Source organism: Pelagerythrobacter marensis (assembly GCF_001028625.1).
GTDB lineage: Bacteria > Pseudomonadota > Alphaproteobacteria > Sphingomonadales > Sphingomonadaceae > Pelagerythrobacter > Pelagerythrobacter marensis.
In genome coordinates, this window is record NZ_CP011805.1 from 1,606,485 (window position 1) to 1,623,635 (window position 17,151).

The window sequence follows — 17,151 nt, forward strand, 5'->3', positions numbered from 1 at the left end:
GTCGCTAGAGCCGGTCTGTAAATCAGGATCGCCCGCCTTGCTCAAAACCCCAGGCCTCTGGGCCTCCGACACCACCGATTCCGCCCGTCTGCAGCGCGCCGGCTCAGTGCGCGCGCTATGGGCCCGCGCGACCGGGACCATCGCCGGTCGCATTCGCCTGTTCGCGCTGTTCTTCGTCGCGCTGCTGGTTGCACTCGGCGTTTTGCTGGGCGCGGCGTTCTACCAGCTTACCCTGAGCAATGACGACGCAGCGGTTTCGGCCAGAGGATCGCTCGCCGCAGCGGAGCTGACCGCAGCGATCGCGGAAAGCCGCTACCACTCCGCCCGCTATGCGGTTACCGGCGATCCCGAAGAAATCGCCCGCGCGCGCCAGACGCTCGCCGCCGCGCGCCAGCGGCTGATCGAAACGCGCGACGGGGCCGGCGATGTCGGTGCGGAGAATGTGGAGGCGATGTCCTGGCTCGATGTGCAGGTGGACGGGTTCGAGGCGGAACTGGACGCGCTGGAAAGCTCGATCACCGCTTATGGCCCATCGGACAGCGCAGTCGGGCTGGCCGCCGCGATCGATGTCAGCGGAACCTTGCTGGCCGATCAGGCGCGCGATGTGGAATCGACCCTGGCCGGCCGCACGCGACAGGCGCACACCCGGCTCGCCGGGCTGAACCGCACGCTCACCGCGCTGGTGATCGCGCTGATTGCCCTGTGCGTGGTCCTGGCGCTGGTCGGTGCGCGCTTTCTGGTACGGCAGGTGGCCGGAGCGATCCGGGAAATTACCGGTTCGATGAGCCGCCTCGCCGCCGGCGATCAGGCGGTCGCGATCCCCGGCGCGACGCGTGGCGACGAAATCGGCGAAATGGCCCGCGCCCTCGCCGTTTTCCGCGAAAGTTCGCGCGAACTTTCGGTCTTGCAGGAAGAGGCCGCCCGCCGCTCCGAAGAGAAGCTGGCCGCACGCGACCGCCAGGCAGAGGTCTTGCGCGATCTCGCCACGCGCTTCGAGCGCACGGTGGGCGAAGTGGTCAGCGGGATCGCCGCTGCGTCCAAACAGCTCGAAGGGGCCGCAGGCGACATGGCCCGATCCGCCGAACAGGCGGCTAGCCATGTGGACGGGGTGGCAGGTTCGATGGAGGAAGCCAGCCGCGGCGTCGCGATGGCTGCGGCGACCGGTGACCAGTTCGCATCCTCCATCCGCGAGATCGGCGAACAGGCCGCCGGTTCTGCCGAACGTGCGCGCCATTCGCGCGGATCGGTCGATGCCGTCGATGCGACGACGGGTGAGTTGTCGCAGGCGGCGACGCAGATCGGCGAGATCGTGAGCCTGATCGATTCCATCGCGGAACAGACCAACATCCTCGCGCTCAACGCCACGATCGAGGCCAGCCGGGCCGGTCAGGTCGGGGCAGGCTTCGCGGTGGTGGCGAACGAGATCAAGGATCTGGCAAAGCGGACCCGTGAATCGACCGGGGAGATCGCGGGACAGGTCACCGCGGTGCAGCAGGCTAGCACCGCCAACATCGGCGCCTTGCGCGAAATCGGCGAACACGTTCGCAACGTGGAAACCAACGCCACCGCCATTGCCCAGGCGGTGGAGGAACAGGGGAATGCCAGTCGCGATCTGGCGCACAACCTCGATCTGGCGGCGCGCGGCACCGACCGGATTCGCGTCAGCCTGGACCGGGTGCGCGGCATGGTGCGCACCACCGACCGCTCGGCCGAACAGATGCTTTCTTCCGCAGGCGAGCTGCATCGCCAGGCGGAAACGCTGCGCGGGCAGGTCGACGATTTCCTCGCCTATGTCCGCCGCGCCTGATCGCGCCGGAGCCGGCTCTGGAACAGGCGGGGTCCCCACACCGTTGGTGGTGTGAAAGGAGACCAGCCATGACAGAGCGCCAGTCGCGCCATCCCGATAATGACCTGATCGACGAACTGACCGAGGGTGAAACGCCGTCGCAGCAAAGTTCCGCCGGGGGTGAAGTCAATCGCCGGGTCGGCAAACGAGGCGAGGAAGCCCGCGCAACCGATCCCGAAAACCGCGAACCGGTGGTCGGGTCCGACAATCCGGCCGAAGATGCCAAGAAGGGCCCGAAAACACGCGCGGCAATCCAGCAGGATCGCCAGAGCTGAGATTTCGAAGCCGGAGCCGGTGACCCTGGCGCGATCTTCAGAAATTCGGCCCGCAGCGCCGGATACCGCTTGCCATAACCGCGCGGCGTGACGATCTCTCGCCGGGATCGAAAAGCGCGGAGGTTGGGCGGCAATGGGCAGCAAAAGTATCGAGCGTGTGGCTGAGGCTGCATCGAACGCGGCTCTCGATATCGAAATTCTCACGATGCCAGACAGTACGCGCACTGCAGACGAGGCAGCGGCGGCCTGCGGTTGCAGCCCGGCGCAGATCGTGAAGTCGCTTGTCTTCCGCAAATCGGGAAGCGAGGATCTGGCCCTGCTTCTGGTGGCAGGCGACCGCCGGGTTGCGCCGGAGGCCGCGAAAAGCGTCGTCGGGGCCGAACTCGAACGCGCCGATCCGAAGCTGGTGCGGGAGGTAACGGGATTTGCCATCGGCGGGGTATCGCCGCTGGGGCATCTCACTCCGATCCCGGTGTTCATGGATCCAAGCCTGCTCGATCATCCGGTCGTATGGGCGGCGGCAGGCGCACCCAATGCAGTCTTCGGCGTCGACCCGGCCCGGCTTCAGGCCGCCGTGGCGGCGCAGCCGCTGCCGCGCGATGCCTGCCCCGGATAACCTGCCCCGAACCAAGCCCCTCTATCCCGGGCAGAAATCTTCCCCTCTGGACTCTGCGACATCGACATTACATACCGTACGTTATGGAAAAGCTTGCTGTCAGAGGTCGCCCGCGCGAATTCGATACGGACGTTGCCCTGGCCAGTGCGCTGCGCGTCTTCTGGACAAAGGGTTACGACGGCGCTTCGCTGACCGATCTGACAGACGCGATGGGTATTACCCGGCCGAGCCTTTATGCCGCCTTCGGCAACAAGGAAGCGTTGTTCAAAAGCGCGCTCGATCTCTACCAGGCAGAAAAGCTCGCCTATGTGCGCAGTGCCGTGGAAGCGCCGACCGCGCGCGGCGTGGCTGAGCGCATGTTCGCTGGCACGATCGACAACATTACCAGCGAATGCCCGGGCTGCCTGGGCGTGATCGCGACGGTTAGTTGCGGCAATCAGGATTCCCCCATCCGCGACGACGTGCACGAACGTGTGCGATCGTTTCGCTGTGCGATCGTCGACCGGATGCAGCGCGCAATCGACGAAGGCGACTTCACCATCCCGGTCGAGGCCGAAGCGATGACCCGTTATCTGCTCGCGCTGCTGCAGGGAATTTCCGTCCAGGCGGGTTCGGGCGCGAGTCGGGACGAACTGAAACGGGTGGCAGAGGCAGCTCTGGCGATTTGGCCCGGGCGCTAAATTCCTGAAAATGCTGCACTGCAAGAAAATATATCGAGCGGTATAAAACTAACGCTTGACCTGAACCCACGATTACATACTTATCGGTACAGAACACAGCGGGCCTGCTGCCCGGGGGCTGACGGGCCTCCGCGCGGTTGTTCCGCAATTCATTTCTGACATGCACGCCCGCATGCCGGGCCTCTGACCGATCACCCCCCTTACGCCTCCGGGACCCGCTTCCCGGAACGAACATGCGCGCCCTGTCGCAACCCGCAGGCGTGCAGAATCCGAGGACCGCCCGATGAACGAATTCACCCCCATCGAACTGACGCAACTCGACCCGTCCGAACAGGATGACGCTTCCAAAAGATCGCGCTGGCGCCGGCGGCTCACCTGGTTCGGCCCGATCCTGATCGCAGGAGTGCTCGCGTGGTTCCTGCTGCGCGGCGACAGCGCCCCCGCCGCCGTCGCGCCCCCGCCCGTCGTCACCGTCGCTGCCCCGTTGCAGCAGGAAGTGACCGAATGGGACGAATACATCGGGCGCTTCGAGGCAAGCCGCAGCGTCGAACTGCGCCCGCGGGTGTCGGGGGAGATCGTCGCGGTGCATTTCCGCGATGGCGAGATCGTGCGCAAGGGGCAGCCGCTGTTCACGATCGACCCGCGCCCCTATCGCGCCGCTCTGGCCGAAGCGCAGGCCGGGGTCGCCACGGCGCAAAGCGATCTGACGCTGGCGCGGACCGAGCTTGAACGCGCGCGTCAGCTGATCGCAGACGACGCGGTCGCGCAAAGCGAAATCGACACGCTGGAAGCACGGGTGAAAGCTGCACGGGCTGCGCTGGCGGCTGCTCAGGCACGGGTGCGTTCCCGCAGCCTGGATGTCGAGTTCACCACGGTCCGGGCGCCCCTCACCGGTCGCGTTTCCGATCGCCGGGTCGATCCGGGCAACCTCGTCGCCGCGGGTGACGGCCCCTCGGCAACGCTGCTGACCACGATCAACGCCACCGACCCGCTGTATTTCGCGTTCAACGGTTCGGAAGGGCTGTTTCTGGAAGCCCGCCGCGAAGGGCGCGAGCGGGGCACCCAGGTGGATATCAAGCTTCAGGACGAAGCCGACTTCGCCTGGCACGGCACGCTCGATTTCACCGACAACGGGCTCGACCCCGATTCCGGCACGATCCGTGCGCGGGCCCTGGTGCGCAATCCCGATAACTTTCTGGCCCCCGGCATGTTCGGCAACATGCGCATGGCCGGCGGCGGAACCGAGATGGCGCTTCTGGTGCCGGATACTGCCATCCAAAGCGACCAGACGCGCAAGCTGGTTCTGGTGGTCGGAAAGGACGACACGGTCGTGGCCAAGGCAGTCGAGCTTGGCCCGGTGATCGGCGGCCTGCGGGTCATCCGCAGCGGCCTGACGGCAAATGACCGGATCGTCATCAAGGGCACGCAGATGGCCGTTCCCGGCGGCAAGGTGACCGCAAAGAACGGGCGGATCGCTCCCCCCGCCCGGGACAAGACGGACACGGATGTCGCCGGCACCCCGCCGGGCGAAGGGACATTCGCCGGCTAACGGCCTCCCGCCCTCTCTGCCCCCAGATCGCTTTTCCCAGGAGGCCGCAATGCGCCTGTCCCGCTTCTTCATCGACCGCCCGATCTTTGCCGGCGTGATCGCCGTCATCATCACCCTGATCGGCGCGATCTCGTACTTCTTTCTGCCGGTTTCCCAGTACCCGGAGGTCGTGCCCCCCACCGTAACGGTGACCGCGACCTATCCCGGCGCTTCGGCCGAAACGGTGGCGGAAACCGTCGCCAACCCGATCGAGCAGGAGATCAACGGGGTCGACGGCATGCTCTACCTGTCGAGCCAGTCGACCGGCGATGGGCGGATGACCATCACCGTCACTTTCGAACAGGGGACCGATCTGGACGAAGCGCAGGTGCTGGTACAGAACCGCGTCGCGATTGCGGAACCGCGCCTGCCCGAACAGGTCCAGCGCCTCGGCATCGTCACTCGCAAGACGACCCCGGACTTCCTGCTGATCGTCAACCTGATCTCGCCCGACGGGTCGCTCAGCCGCGAATACATGTCGAACTACGCCCAGACCCGGATCAAGGACCGCCTTGCCCGGATCGAGGGGGTCGGCGACGTGCAGTTGTTCGGCAGCCGCGAACTGGCCATGCGGATCTGGATCGACCCGGGCCGTGCCGCGGCCCTGAACCTGACCGCAGGCGACATCGTTTCGGCCCTGCGCGCCCAGAATGTGCAAGTGGCCGCCGGCGTTCTCGGCCAACAGCCGAGCCCCGACGCCGCATTCCAGCTCAACGTGGAAACACAGGGCCGCTTCACCGATCCGGAGCAGTTCGGCAACGTGGTTATCCGTACCGATGCCGAAGGGCGGCAGGTGCGCGTGCGCGACATTGCCCGTGTGGAAATCGGCGCGCAGGATTACGCCACGTCCGCCTATCTGAACGACAACGAATCCGTCATCGTTCCGGTGTTGCAGGAACCCGGTTCGAATGCCCTCGCCTCGGCTGAAATCGTCAAGGAGACGATGGACGAACTTGCCGCCGACTTCCCCGAGGGGCTGGAATACCGGATCGTCTACAATCCGACCGAGTTCATCCAGCAATCGGTCGATGCAGTGGTCCATACCCTGATCGAAGCGGTCGTGCTGGTCGTTCTGGTCATCGTCGTCTTCCTGCAGAAGTGGCGCGCATCGTTGATCCCGGTGCTGGCGATCCCGATTTCGCTGATCGGCACTTTCGCAGTGCTGGCCGCGCTCGGATACTCGCTCAACAACCTTTCGCTGTTCGGCCTGGTTCTGGCGATCGGCATCGTGGTCGACGACGCGATCGTGGTGGTCGAGAATGTGGAGCGCAATCTGGAAGCGGGCATGTCCCCACTGCAGGCGGCGCGCACATCGATGGATGAAGTGGGCGCCGCGCTGGTCGCCATCGTGCTGGTGCTCTGCGCCGTGTTCGTCCCGACGCTGTTCATCGGCGGGCTGTCAGGCGCATTCTACCAGCAGTTCGCAATCACGATCTCAGCCGCGACGATAATCTCGCTGATCGTTTCGCTGACGCTTTCGCCCGCCATCTCCGCTCTCCTGCTGCGTCCGCACGAACGCGCGCCCGATGGCGCCCGATGGCGGCGCCTGCTGGAGCGTGCGGGGGACGCATTCAATCGCGCCTTCGACCGTTTCAGCGAGATCTATGGCCGGTGGACGGCAACGATGGTTGCCATGCCCCGCCGGATGATGGCCGCCTATGCCGGCCTGATCGCGCTGACGGGGGCTGCCCTGTGGATGACGCCGACCGGCTTCGTTCCCCAGCAGGATCAGGCCTATTTCCTGACCGTCGTGCAATTGCCGGCAGGCTCCGCCACTTCGCGCACCGATGCGGTGATGAAGCAGGTGGCCGATCGCGTTCTGCCGATCGACGGGATCGACAGCGTGGTCATGCTGTCGGGATTCGACGGCACATCCGAAACCCAGTCCGCCAGTTCTGCCGCTGCCTACTGGGTGCTCGACGACTTCGACGAGCGCGCGGACAAGGGGCAGACGGTGGACTCACTGATTGCCGCAGCACAGGAAGCGACCGCCGACATCGACGAAGCCCGCCTGATGATCGTCAAACCGCCCGTGATCCGCGGGATCGGTTCGGCCGGCGGCTTCCGCATGATGGTGCAGGACAAGAACGGTCAGGGGTACCGCGAGCTTGGAAAAGTCGCCGAGGCGGTAATCGCCAAGGCGAACGAGCAGGAGGGACTGGCCGGTGTCTACACCTTCTTCGAAACCGGGACCCCCCGCGTCCATGCCGATATCGACCGTGACAAGGCACAGATCCTGGGCGTTTCCCCGTCGGAGATCTTCAACACCCTGCAAGTCTATCTCGGTTCGGCGTTCATAAACGATTTCAACCTTCTGGGCCGGACATATCGCGTGACCGCGCAAGCCGATGCGCCGTTCCGCGACAATCCGGCGGATATCGCCAACCTCCACATGCGTTCCGCCAATGGGGCAATGGTGCCGGTCGGATCGGTCGCGACGTTGAGCGATACCACCGGCCCATACCGGGTGACGCGATACAATCTCGCGCCTGCTGTGGCGGTCGATGGCGACACCGCACCGGGCTTCTCGACCGGACAATCGCTGAACACGATGGAGGCGGCCGCCGCCGAAGTGCTGCCGCGCGGTTACGACGTCGAATGGACCGGGATCGCCTATCAACAGAAGTTCGCCAGCAACACGGCGGCGTTGGTGTTCGCACTTGCCGTGCTGCTCGTCTTCCTCGTGCTCGCCGCCCAGTATGAAAGCCTGGTCATGCCACTGGCGATCATCCTGATCGTGCCGATGTGTCTGCTGGCAGCGATGGTGGGCGTCAATCTGCGGGGGATGGACAACAACGTCCTGACCCAGATCGGGCTGGTCGTTCTGATCGCGCTGGCAGCGAAGAACGCGATCCTGATCGTGGAATTCGCCCGCCAGGGGGAAGAACTGCACGGCCTGTCGCCGACACAGGCCGCGGTCGAAGCGGCCAAGACACGCCTGCGCCCGATCCTGATGACCAGCTTCGCATTCATCCTCGGCTCGGTGCCGCTGGTGATTGCGACCGGCGCGGGTGCCGAACTGCGGCAGGCGCTGGGAACGGCGGTGTGCTTCGGCATGCTGGGCGTTACCGGCTTCGGCCTGATCTTCACCCCAACGTTCTACGTCGTCTGCCGCGCCCTGGGCGATCGCATTGCCGCAATGCGCGCCAACACCGGCCGCGGCAACGACGACCACCTGCCACAGCCTGCCGAATAGGTGCCAAGATGACGTTTCGCTCCCTCGCTCTCACGACCCTATCCGCGCTCGCCCTTTCGGGGTGCGCGGCGGGGCCGGACTACGCACGCAATCCCCCTATTCCTGCGTCTTCCGGCCCCTTCCTTTCCGCCGACGATCCGGCGTTCACCCCTGCCCCCCTGCCCGCCGACTGGTGGCGGCTCTACGACGACCCCGTGCTCGACACGCTCGTTCAGGATGCCTTGCGCGCCAACACCGAAATCCGCCAGGCACTCGCCCGTATCGAACGGGCCCGGGCGGGCGTTCGCGGTGCGCGCGGCGACCGCTTCCCGCAGGCCTCGCTTGGTGCCGGCGCGAACTATGGCCGCGTGCCCGAAAGCCAGGCACCAGCCGGAGCCCAGCGCGAGAGCTGGACTTATGACGCCGGCATAGACGTGGCTTACGAAGTCGATCTGTTCGGCCGCGTCGGCCGCGGGGTCGAGGCTGCGCGGGCGGATCTTGCCGCCAGCGAAGCGGATGCCGATGCCGTTCGGGTCATAGTCGTCGCCGAAACCACTCGCGCCTATGCCGATGCGGCAGCGGGCGCGGCACTGCTCCGCGTTGCGCGCGAGATCACCGCGCTGCTCGAACAGTCGCTTGCGTTGACCCGCAAACGTCACGCGGCCGGGCTGGAAAGCGGGCTTGCCGTCGCGCGCATCGCAACGCTGCGCGATCAGCGCGCGGCGGACATTCCGACACTGGAAGCCGCGCGGACCGCTGCCCTGTTTCGTCTGGCCACGCTGACCGGTCGTGCGCCGGCCGATCTGCCGCCAATCGCCGGCGAACGGAATATCGTGCTGGAGATCGCGGAGCCCGTCCCGGTGGGCGACGGTGCCGCCCTCCTCGCCCGGCGGCCCGACATTCGCGCCGCGGAACGCCGGCTCGCAGCCGACACCGCACGGATCGGTGTGGCCACGGCCGACCTCTATCCCCGCATCACCCTGGGCGGATCGATCGGTTCGACCGGGCCGGACATTGGCGACATCCTGACTGGCGGCCCGCTGCGCTGGCTGGCCGGTTCGCTGCTCAACTGGTCTTTCGGCAATCAGGAAGCGATCCGGGCCCGCGTGGATATGGCGGAAGCCGATACGCAAGGATCGCTCGCCGCGTTCGATCAGACGGTCCTGACCGCACTGGAAGAAACCGAAACCGCGCTGTCCAATTACGCCCACGCGCTGGAACGCCGCACGACGTTGCAGGCGGCGGGGGAGCAGGCCGAACGCGCGGCCCGCATCGTCCGCGCGCAGCAGCGAGCGGGCGCGGTCAACTCGCTCGACCGGCTCGACGCCGAGCGCACGCTGGCGGACGTCAAGGCGCAGCTCGCAGCGCAGGACGCGGCAGTCTCGCGCGCGCAGATCGACGTCTTCCGCGCGCTGGGCGGAGGGTGGTCGGTGCAGTGAACGGTGTGGTTGGGAAGCAATCTGGCTGGAATACGCTTTGTATGGTGGCGCCCTCAGATGCAGAGTCATCCGCACTGCAGGGCCCGCACGCACCCGACCGCAAACCCTCAGCTTGGCCGCGCCCGCCAGATCAGCACTGCCACCACACCCCAGCTTGCGATGGAGAGATGGCCAAGCCATGCGATCGCGCCGTAGGCGGGACCGAGCGATGCCATCGCCAGCAACAGACCGGCCACGATCGCCAGCCATCCGCCGGTTCGCATCAATCGTCGTTCCCGGTTGGAGAGCTGCCGCCCGGCTATGGCCCGCTGGTGCCGCTGCATCGCCACGGCAAGCATCGCGAAGCCGAGAAATGCGAGGAAGAGAATCAGCACGTGGATCATGCCTTCGCGCCTTCATAAATTCGCGGTGCACCCGGCGACCTTCCGCGGCTTTCAAGCAGCCCGGCCTTTCGCGCAGCACAGCCGTAGCCGGCGGCGATCAGAAGCATGGTAACGTCAAAGCCGACGAACACCCAATCCCCGTTTCCGAGGCTGGCGAACAGTCCGCGCGAAGTCGTGAAGGCATTGATCGGCGGTATAGCCAGGAACAGAACGGCGGCCACCGCCAGGGTTTCGGCCCAGGCACGACGAATGGGTCGGATCAAGGCCCACAATGCGATGCCCGCCCAGGCGAGGAACAGGCTATGGATTTCCCATTCGGCGCGCTGGGTCATGCCCAGCGGCAGCAGGCGATTGGAATGGAAATAGACCGCGATTCCCGCCCCCAACCCCGCGATCGCCGCGATATTGAGGCGTTCGACTAGTTTGAACCCGAAGTGCGGGTTCTCGGGATCGGGGAGGCGCGCCCTGCGCTTCGCATTCCACAGCACCAGCCCGGTACCGACCATGATCGTTCCGCCCAGCCCCGACAGGAAATAGAGCCAGCGCAAACCCCATTCGGCGAAACGACCGGCGTGGAGCCCGATCATAACGCTTTCCGTCTGGCGGGCGGCACCCTTCGCCTGCCCTTCCCCGATCGGTCGGCCGGTGGTGCCATCGAAAGTAAGGGTTTCCCCTCTTGAACCGATTGCTTCTGCAGGTGCGCGCGTGAGCGTCACGGTCGCGGTCGCATCGCCCGGGTTGCTGACACTCAGGAAACCCGCTTCGGCGCCGTTCCACTTGGCGGAGGCAGCGCGCATCATCGCCCCTGCCGGTGCCAGCGGAGCTGCTGCCCCGCTGCGCTCAACTTGTGGCGCCCGGCCGGAAACACTGTCGAAAAATGTCTGCGGAGAAGCATAGTTGGCATCGATGCCCCACGGCATGTAGAGCGTCGCCAGTGTCACCAGCCCTGTAAAGGTGATCATGAGGTGGAATGGCAGGGCCAGCACCGCAGTCACCGCATGGGCATCGAGCCAGCTTCTCTGCCCCTTGCCCAGCCGCAGCGTGAAGAAGTCGGTGAATATCTTCTTATGGGTGATCACACCCGACAGGATCGCCACCAGCATGAACATGGCCGCGATGCCGACAAGATAGCGCGCCCAGATCACCGGCATATAGTGGAGGTCGAAATGGAACCGGTAGAGGAATGCGCCGCCGCGCGTTTCCCGCGCCGAGACTTCCTGCCCCGATGGGTCGAGAACTGCGCTCGTTTCCCCTCGACGCCCCCTTCCCTCTGCCGGCTGCCAGAACACCTGAGTGGTGATGCTGCGGCGGTCGGGCATGGTGACAAACCAGGTTTTCGCATCCGGTGCGGCTTTTTCCAGAAAACGCAACGCGCCTTCCACCGATGTTACCGGGTCCGCATCACCGGTAACTTCCGGCTGCATCCAGCGCGTGATCTCATCCTGGAAATAAGCCGCAGTGCCGGTCGCGAACATCGCGAACAGCAACCAGCCGAACAGCAGCCCTGTCCAGGTGTGGAGCAAGGCCATCGATTGGCGCAAGCTGTCTCTCACAGTCGCCCCCCTACCATGAGCGAGAGCCACAGGGCGCCCCCGGCGACCGCGCCCGACGCGAGCATCCACAGCCAGAGCCGACTGACGGATCGGACAGCGAACGCGGCCAGTGCGATGCCCGCGAAGAGCGCGAAGGAAACCAGCGTTGCGGCAACGCTTGCCTCCGCAGGCGGCATGGGCAGAAGCCTGGCAATGCAGGCGGTAAGGACGGACGTCAGACCATAGTTCGCAGGAACGGCCGCCGCGACGCGGGCAACCAGGTTACCGGCGGTGATCCTTGCACCCTGCGGAGCGATCCCGTTTGCCATGGGCGACACCAGCCGGACCGATCAGAACTGATAACGCAGCGTCAGTGTCACGTTGCGGGGTTCGCCATAGGCAAGCTGGTTGTAGAACCCGATCTGCGAGTAGTAAGTCTTGTCGAACAGGTTTTCGGCATTGAGCTGCGCCGACAGCCCGTTCCCGAGTTCATAGCGCGCCATCAGATTGACGAGAGCGTAGCTTTCGACTTCGAGCCGCTCATCCTCGCCCGTTATCGGGTTGATCGTATCGGAATAGCTCGTGTCCTCCCAATTGACACCGCCACCGATCGTCAAACCGTCCATCGCCCCGCGGAACCGGTAGGTGGTGAACACCCGCAGCAGCTTTTGCGGGTAGAGGGTGTTGATGCGGTTATCGTCGGCGTCTTCTGCTTCGAACTGCGTGTAGTTGGCAGCCACCGACCAGCCCGGAAGAATCTCGCCGTTCGCCTCTATTTCGAAACCCGTGCTGGTTGCGCCCCTCGCGGCATAATAGGCCTGGGCAGGCGGTGTGGTGCCAGGCACGGTGTGGCCTACGTCAGGCTGGGCCAGATTGTCCTGTTCGATACGGAAGACCGACAGCGCCGTGTTGAGCGCACCGCGGAAGAAGCTACTTTTCAGACCGATCTCGTAATTCTCGCCAGCGACTGGCGCGAGATAATCACCGTTGCGGTCGCGGCTGTTCTGTGGCTCGAATATTCGGGTGTAGCTGGCGTATACGGTATGGTTCGGCGCGAGATCGTACAGGACGCCGACATAAGGCAGGAAGCGGTTCTTGTCCCCGAAATCGAGCATCGAGCCATAGTTCAGCCCTTCACGGGTCCAGCTGGACAGACGGCCGCCGGCGATCAGCTTCAGCGGATCGCTGAGCGAGAATCGCGTGGCCGCGTAGTAACCCCATTGCTTCGTCCGCAGATCGACCGCCTGCGACCGGGCACCCCAGACAGGTGCCGGATATGTGCCATCCCAGGCGTTGAAGTCTCCGACCGGGGGAAGCGGATCGCGCGCGTAGGTTAGCGATTCATAGTCCTGCCTAGCGTAACTCGCACCGACCACGAGATCGTGCGAGCGGTCAAACAGATTGTAGGTCCCGTTGGCACGGAAGCCGACATCGATCTGCGAACGTTCGGTATCGGCACCATAAGCCGACGAACTCATGCCAAGACCGGTGACCGCGTCGGGCTGACCGCTCAGGTAAAGCAGGCGCAGGTTGCCCTTGTTGACCGAATTCGTGCCGTAGATTTCGACCGACCAGGTCTCGCCGATGTTCTGCGTCAGGTTTGCGAAGTAGGTTTCGTTGGTGGAGGCCCAGCTCGCCCATTCCGCGCCGTTGGTCTTCGAGCGGGCCCAGTCGGTGCGCGATCCGTCGGCATGCCAGACGGGAAGGCCGCCCCAGGTGGTGCCGCTGGGATCGTTGTCCTGATAGCTTGCACCGATGCTGAGCCGCGTGTCAGGCGTAATATCGGCATCGATCACACCGTAGAGCACCAGCGTCTGATCGTGGAGCCGTTCGACATGGCTGTCATTCTCGGCATAGCGCACCACGCCGCGGGCGCGGATCGTGCCATCTGCCGTAACCGGCGCACTCAGATCGCCGGATACCGAATAGGCATCCCAGCGGCCAATGCTGGCGGAGACGGAGCCTGTCAGTTCGCGGCTGTCCGCATGCTTGCGCACAAGATTGATCGAGGCTGATGGCTCGCCTGCGCCTGTCAGCAGACCGGTCGCGCCGCGCACGATTTCGACGCGTTCGTAAATCGCCATGTCGAGCAGGGACTCGCCGGCCTCGTCGCCCCCGCCCCACTGCAGCGGAACGCCATCGATCTGATAGTTGCGGATGCCGAAGCCGCGCGCGGAAAAGCCGTTACGCGAGCTGTCGCGCGCCTTTGCCGAGACGCCAGCCGCATTGTTGACCACATCCGACAGGGTGCGAATGGCCTGGTCTTCCATGCGCTGCGCAGTCATCACGGTTACGGACTGCGGCGTTTCCTGAATCGACAGGCCGAGGCCGGTGGCCGAATCCAGTTCCTCCCCGGTGGTATAAGATCCGACGACGACGATCTCGTCCCCCTCGGCATCAAACTCGCCCCCGCCCGCCTGAGTCGCGCGACCGTTCTCCCCTCGCCCTTCCGCCTGCGCCCAAGCCGGAACCGCAAACACGACAGCAGCGGCCGCAGCCAGACCATACAAACTCGAGCCAAGATTAACCTTCGAACGGATACGCAAACTTCACCTCCCGATTGGCAATATTGCTAATGCAAATGATTCGCAGAACGAGCGCGATAGGTGTGAAGATTGTGGATGTCAACGAACGTGGACGGAGCGGCAGGGAAGGTCCCACATGCTCTCGCTGCACAGGGTCAGGAACCTGGCAGGCCTATTGAGAATCGGGAACTTGTCGGAAAAGGTCCGGTGGCGGAGAGGGAGGGATTCGAACCCTCGGTACCCGTAAGGGCACAACGGTTTTCGAGACCGCCCCGTTCGACCACTCCGGCACCTCTCCGCACGAGATAGCGCTTGGGGACATTGCCCCGGTCGCTTCGGGAGCGGGCCGGTTAGCGGAGCGGTCGGGGCTTGCCAAGCCCCTTGTTCTCGCTCCGCCGGGGATGACGATGTCCGCACGCTTGTTTCGCAGCCGTGAAATCCTATATTCGCCGCTGCAATGGAACGTTCGCAGTTCTTTTCGGCCCAGGCCGGCCGGTTCATCGAAATGCCACGCCACGCCCGGGCCCGTTTCGGCATCGGCGACGTGGTACGCCATCGCATGTTCGATTTCCGCGGCGTCGTGTTCGACGTCGATCCGGTCTTCTCCAACAGCGAAGAATGGTACGAAGCGATCCCCGAGGATATTCGTCCGCGGCGCGACCAGCCGTTCTATCACCTTCTGGCCGAGAACGAGGATTCGTCCTACGTCGCCTATGTCAGCCAGCAGAACCTGCTGCCCGATGCGGACGGCGGACCGGTGGATCATCCCAACGTGGCCGAACTGTTCGATGATTTTCGCAACGGGCGCTACAAGATGCGCCGCTCGCTAACGCACTGATCCCGCCGCCCGGCCTACACGGCCGACGGTCAGTCTTTCAGGTTCCAGCCCGATCTGAGCACCCGATAGCAGAAGTACGCCAGCACGAGGTTGAGCAGGCCGAGGCCGAGCGCGCTCTGCACCAGGGCCGCATCGGTGTTGCCGATGTCGCTTTCACCCAGAAAGCCGTATCGGAAGCCGGAAATCACGTAGAAGAAGGGATTGGCGCGGCTGATCGCCTGAAAAGCCGGTGCGAGGTTGTCGATCACGTAGAACGTGCCCGAAAGCAGGGCCAGAGGGGCCACCACGAAGTTGGTGATCGCGGCATTGTGATCGAACTTTTCCGCCCAGATGGATGTCAGCAGACCCATCAGCGAAAGCATGATCGCCCCCATCAGGCCGAACCAGACAACCGCCCAGATATGTTCGACCGTCAGGCTGACGCCGGGGTAGAACGCCATGGCCAGCGCCACGGCGCCGCCAACCATGATCGCGCGCGTCACTGCCGCGCCGACGATCCCGGCCATCAGCTCGCCTTCCGACAATGGAGGCATCAACAGATCGATGATCGTTCCCTGGATCTTGCCGCCCAGCAATGTGAAGCTGGCATTGGCAAAGGCGTTCTGCATCATGCCCATCACGATAAGCCCGGGGGCGACGAACGTGGCGAAGGGCACGCCCAGGACTTCCCGCCCGGCACGCCCCAGCGCAACGCTGAAAATGACCAGAAACAGCAGGGTGGTTACCGCCGGGGCCCAAACGGTTTGCGTCTGGACCTTGAGAAATCGGCGAACCTCCTTCATATAGAGGCTCCACAGTCCGATGCGGTTGATCCCGTCGAACACGGGCACCCCGCGGGGCGGAAACCGGCGCAGGCCGCCGGGATTTTCCTCCACGATGGAAGTGCCCCTGTCGTCGGGCGAACTTGCGGGGTTGCGGGCTTGATCGGCCATTATGGCGCGACTAGTGCTCGTTGCTTCCGCTGGCAAGCCGTGCCCCATGGAATTTGTTGCGAATGGAAATCGAATGAGCTGGACCGACGAACGGATCGCCACGCTGAAGAAGATGTGGGAAGGCGGCGCCACCGCCAGCCAGATCGCCGACGAGCTGGGCGGCGTCAGCCGCAATGCCGTGATCGGCAAGGCCCACCGCCTGGGGCTGAAATCGCGCCCCTCCCCGGTCAAGGCGAACGAGCCGAAGAAAGCGGACAAGGCCCCTGCGCCCAAGCCCGCTGCGAAGAAGCCTGTCCCGCCCCGCCCCGCGCCCAAGGCCGCTGACAGCGCGCCTGCCGCTGCCCCCCCGCGTCCTGCCAGCCCGGCAGCAGGCGGTCAGTCGCAGCCATTGCCCAATCCCGGCCCCGGCTTGCCCAAGATCGTTTCCGTCGGCCCCGGCGGCTTCCTGCGTCAGGGCCCGGGCGACCAGCAGGCGCCGATCCCGCCTGCCCCGCCGCGCCGCCTGGTTCCGGCCAAGCCCAGCCCCGAAATCGCCGACAAGACCAGTCTGCTCGACCTGAGCGACAAAGTCTGTCGCTGGCCGATGGGCCATCCGGGGGAGCCGGACTTCCACTTCTGCGGCGAAGCGGTGAATCCGGGATTTCCCTATTGCGTCGAACATTGCGGCCGGGCCTATCAGGCGCAGCTTCCGCGCGGCGCGCGCCGCCCCCCTCCGCCGTTGCCCTTCGGCGGGCCGCGGGTCCGCTAGACCAGCGGCTGGCCGGCTGCGATCACGGCCTGGCTCTCGACCGGCGCAAACCTGCACCGGCCAGCGCCAGCGCCGCGCACGGCACCCAGATCCAGACGAATTCGGACCGCAGGGTTTCCAACCCTCGTGCGCTGAAAAAGTCCGCCCCGATCGGCGACACGCGGATCGGCGTGGCACCAAAGAAATGCCGCCCCGTCTCGAACGGCCAGAACAGCGCGGCGCCCAGCCCGCCGTCGGTCGCCATGTCGAACAGGCCGTGCGAGGCCGTGGCCGCGAACAGGAACAGGATAGCCGCCATGCTGCGCGCTCGCGGCCATAGTGCGGCCAGCACGAGCGCGGTGATCGCCGCGAATGCCAGCGAGTGTGTCGCGCCGCGATGCCCCCAGTCGTCGGCATAGGCGATACCGAACGCGAACCCCACGACATCCGCATCGGGCATTGCCGCCAGCACGCCGCCTGCAAGTGCAATCGGCACCGCGATTCGCTGGCGCCCCGCCGCTGCAGCGAATGCCAGCGGAACGATGGCATGGGAGATGATCGTGGGCATCGCGTATCTTCCGCCTGAGTGCGAAGC

Annotated in this window: 15 protein-coding genes and 1 tRNA gene; 9 read left to right on the forward strand and 7 right to left on the reverse strand. The window is 65.1% G+C overall.

Annotated features, from left to right (window positions below; all coding sequences use genetic code 11):
* The first annotated feature begins 37 nt into the window (after window positions 1–37).
* The 7 genes from AM2010_RS13770 (at window position 38) to AM2010_RS07790 (ending at window position 9,619) form a co-directional block, all read left to right on the forward strand.
* A complete protein-coding gene (locus tag AM2010_RS13770; RefSeq protein ID WP_053044005.1) occupies window positions 38–1,807 on the forward strand; it encodes a methyl-accepting chemotaxis protein in 1,770 nt (589 codons plus the stop codon).
* Window positions 1,808–1,875: 68 nt separating this feature from the next.
* Window positions 1,876–2,121 (forward strand): hypothetical protein, encoded by a 246-nt coding sequence (locus tag AM2010_RS07765; protein ID WP_047806587.1) that lies wholly within the window; start codon window positions 1,876–1,878, stop codon window positions 2,119–2,121.
* 133 nt (window positions 2,122–2,254) lie between these two features.
* Window positions 2,255–2,737: a YbaK/EbsC family protein gene (locus AM2010_RS07770; RefSeq protein WP_047806588.1), complete on the forward strand. Its 483-nt coding sequence runs from the start codon at window positions 2,255–2,257 to the stop codon at window positions 2,735–2,737.
* Window positions 2,738–2,820: 83 nt separating this feature from the next.
* Window positions 2,821–3,417: a TetR/AcrR family transcriptional regulator gene (locus tag AM2010_RS07775; protein ID WP_047806589.1), complete on the forward strand. Its 597-nt coding sequence runs from the start codon at window positions 2,821–2,823 to the stop codon at window positions 3,415–3,417.
* Between the two features lie 283 nt (window positions 3,418–3,700).
* Entirely contained in the window at window positions 3,701–4,966 is a 1,266-nt protein-coding gene (locus AM2010_RS07780) for an efflux RND transporter periplasmic adaptor subunit (RefSeq protein WP_047806590.1), read from the forward strand.
* Between the two features lie 49 nt (window positions 4,967–5,015).
* A complete protein-coding gene (locus AM2010_RS07785) occupies window positions 5,016–8,201 on the forward strand; it encodes an efflux RND transporter permease subunit (RefSeq protein ID WP_047806591.1) in 3,186 nt (1,061 codons plus the stop codon).
* A gap of 8 nt (window positions 8,202–8,209) precedes the next feature.
* Window positions 8,210–9,619, forward strand: coding sequence for an efflux transporter outer membrane subunit (locus tag AM2010_RS07790; protein WP_047806592.1), 1,410 nt, complete (start codon window positions 8,210–8,212; stop codon window positions 9,617–9,619).
* Between the two features lie 107 nt (window positions 9,620–9,726).
* Here the strand turns inward: AM2010_RS07790 and AM2010_RS07795 are convergent, their stop codons facing one another.
* The 5 genes from AM2010_RS07795 to AM2010_RS07815 form a co-directional block, all read right to left on the reverse strand.
* A complete protein-coding gene (locus AM2010_RS07795; protein WP_047806593.1) occupies window positions 9,727–10,002 on the reverse strand; it encodes a DUF3325 domain-containing protein in 276 nt (91 codons plus the stop codon).
* Window positions 9,999–11,531, reverse strand: coding sequence for a PepSY-associated TM helix domain-containing protein (locus AM2010_RS07800; RefSeq protein ID WP_236699522.1), 1,533 nt, complete (start codon window positions 11,529–11,531; stop codon window positions 9,999–10,001). The genes AM2010_RS07795 and AM2010_RS07800 overlap by 4 nt, the downstream gene beginning before the upstream one ends.
* Before the next feature lie 20 nt (window positions 11,532–11,551).
* Window positions 11,552–11,863: a hypothetical protein gene (locus tag AM2010_RS07805; RefSeq protein ID WP_047806595.1), complete on the reverse strand. Its 312-nt coding sequence runs from the start codon at window positions 11,861–11,863 to the stop codon at window positions 11,552–11,554.
* A 21-nt stretch (window positions 11,864–11,884) separates the two neighbouring features.
* A complete protein-coding gene (locus AM2010_RS07810) occupies window positions 11,885–14,014 on the reverse strand; it encodes a TonB-dependent siderophore receptor (RefSeq protein WP_047807806.1) in 2,130 nt (709 codons plus the stop codon).
* Between the two features lie 253 nt (window positions 14,015–14,267).
* Window positions 14,268–14,357: transfer RNA gene (locus AM2010_RS07815), tRNA-Ser, on the reverse strand.
* A gap of 159 nt (window positions 14,358–14,516) precedes the next feature.
* Between AM2010_RS07815 and hspQ the strand changes: the two genes are divergently transcribed.
* The gene (gene hspQ / locus AM2010_RS07820) at window positions 14,517–14,897 is read left to right on the forward strand and encodes a heat shock protein HspQ (protein ID WP_047806596.1); all 381 of its coding nucleotides are present in this window, start codon (window positions 14,517–14,519) and stop codon (window positions 14,895–14,897) included.
* A 29-nt stretch (window positions 14,898–14,926) separates the two neighbouring features.
* On the opposite strand, the gene AM2010_RS07825 is transcribed toward hspQ, so the two are convergent.
* Window positions 14,927–15,829 carry an ABC transporter permease gene (locus AM2010_RS07825; protein WP_047806597.1) on the reverse strand — a complete coding sequence of 301 codons (903 nt, stop codon included), beginning with the start codon at window positions 15,827–15,829 and terminating at the stop codon, window positions 14,927–14,929.
* A gap of 73 nt (window positions 15,830–15,902) precedes the next feature.
* Between AM2010_RS07825 and AM2010_RS07830 the strand changes: the two genes are divergently transcribed.
* The gene (locus tag AM2010_RS07830; RefSeq protein WP_047806598.1) at window positions 15,903–16,577 is read left to right on the forward strand and encodes a GcrA family cell cycle regulator; all 675 of its coding nucleotides are present in this window, start codon (window positions 15,903–15,905) and stop codon (window positions 16,575–16,577) included.
* Window positions 16,578–16,599: 22 nt separating this feature from the next.
* Here AM2010_RS07830 and AM2010_RS07835 read toward each other — a convergent pair whose 3' ends face one another.
* Entirely contained in the window at window positions 16,600–17,124 is a 525-nt protein-coding gene (locus tag AM2010_RS07835) for a metal-dependent hydrolase (protein WP_047807807.1), read from the reverse strand.
* Window positions 17,125–17,151 lie beyond the last annotated feature (27 nt).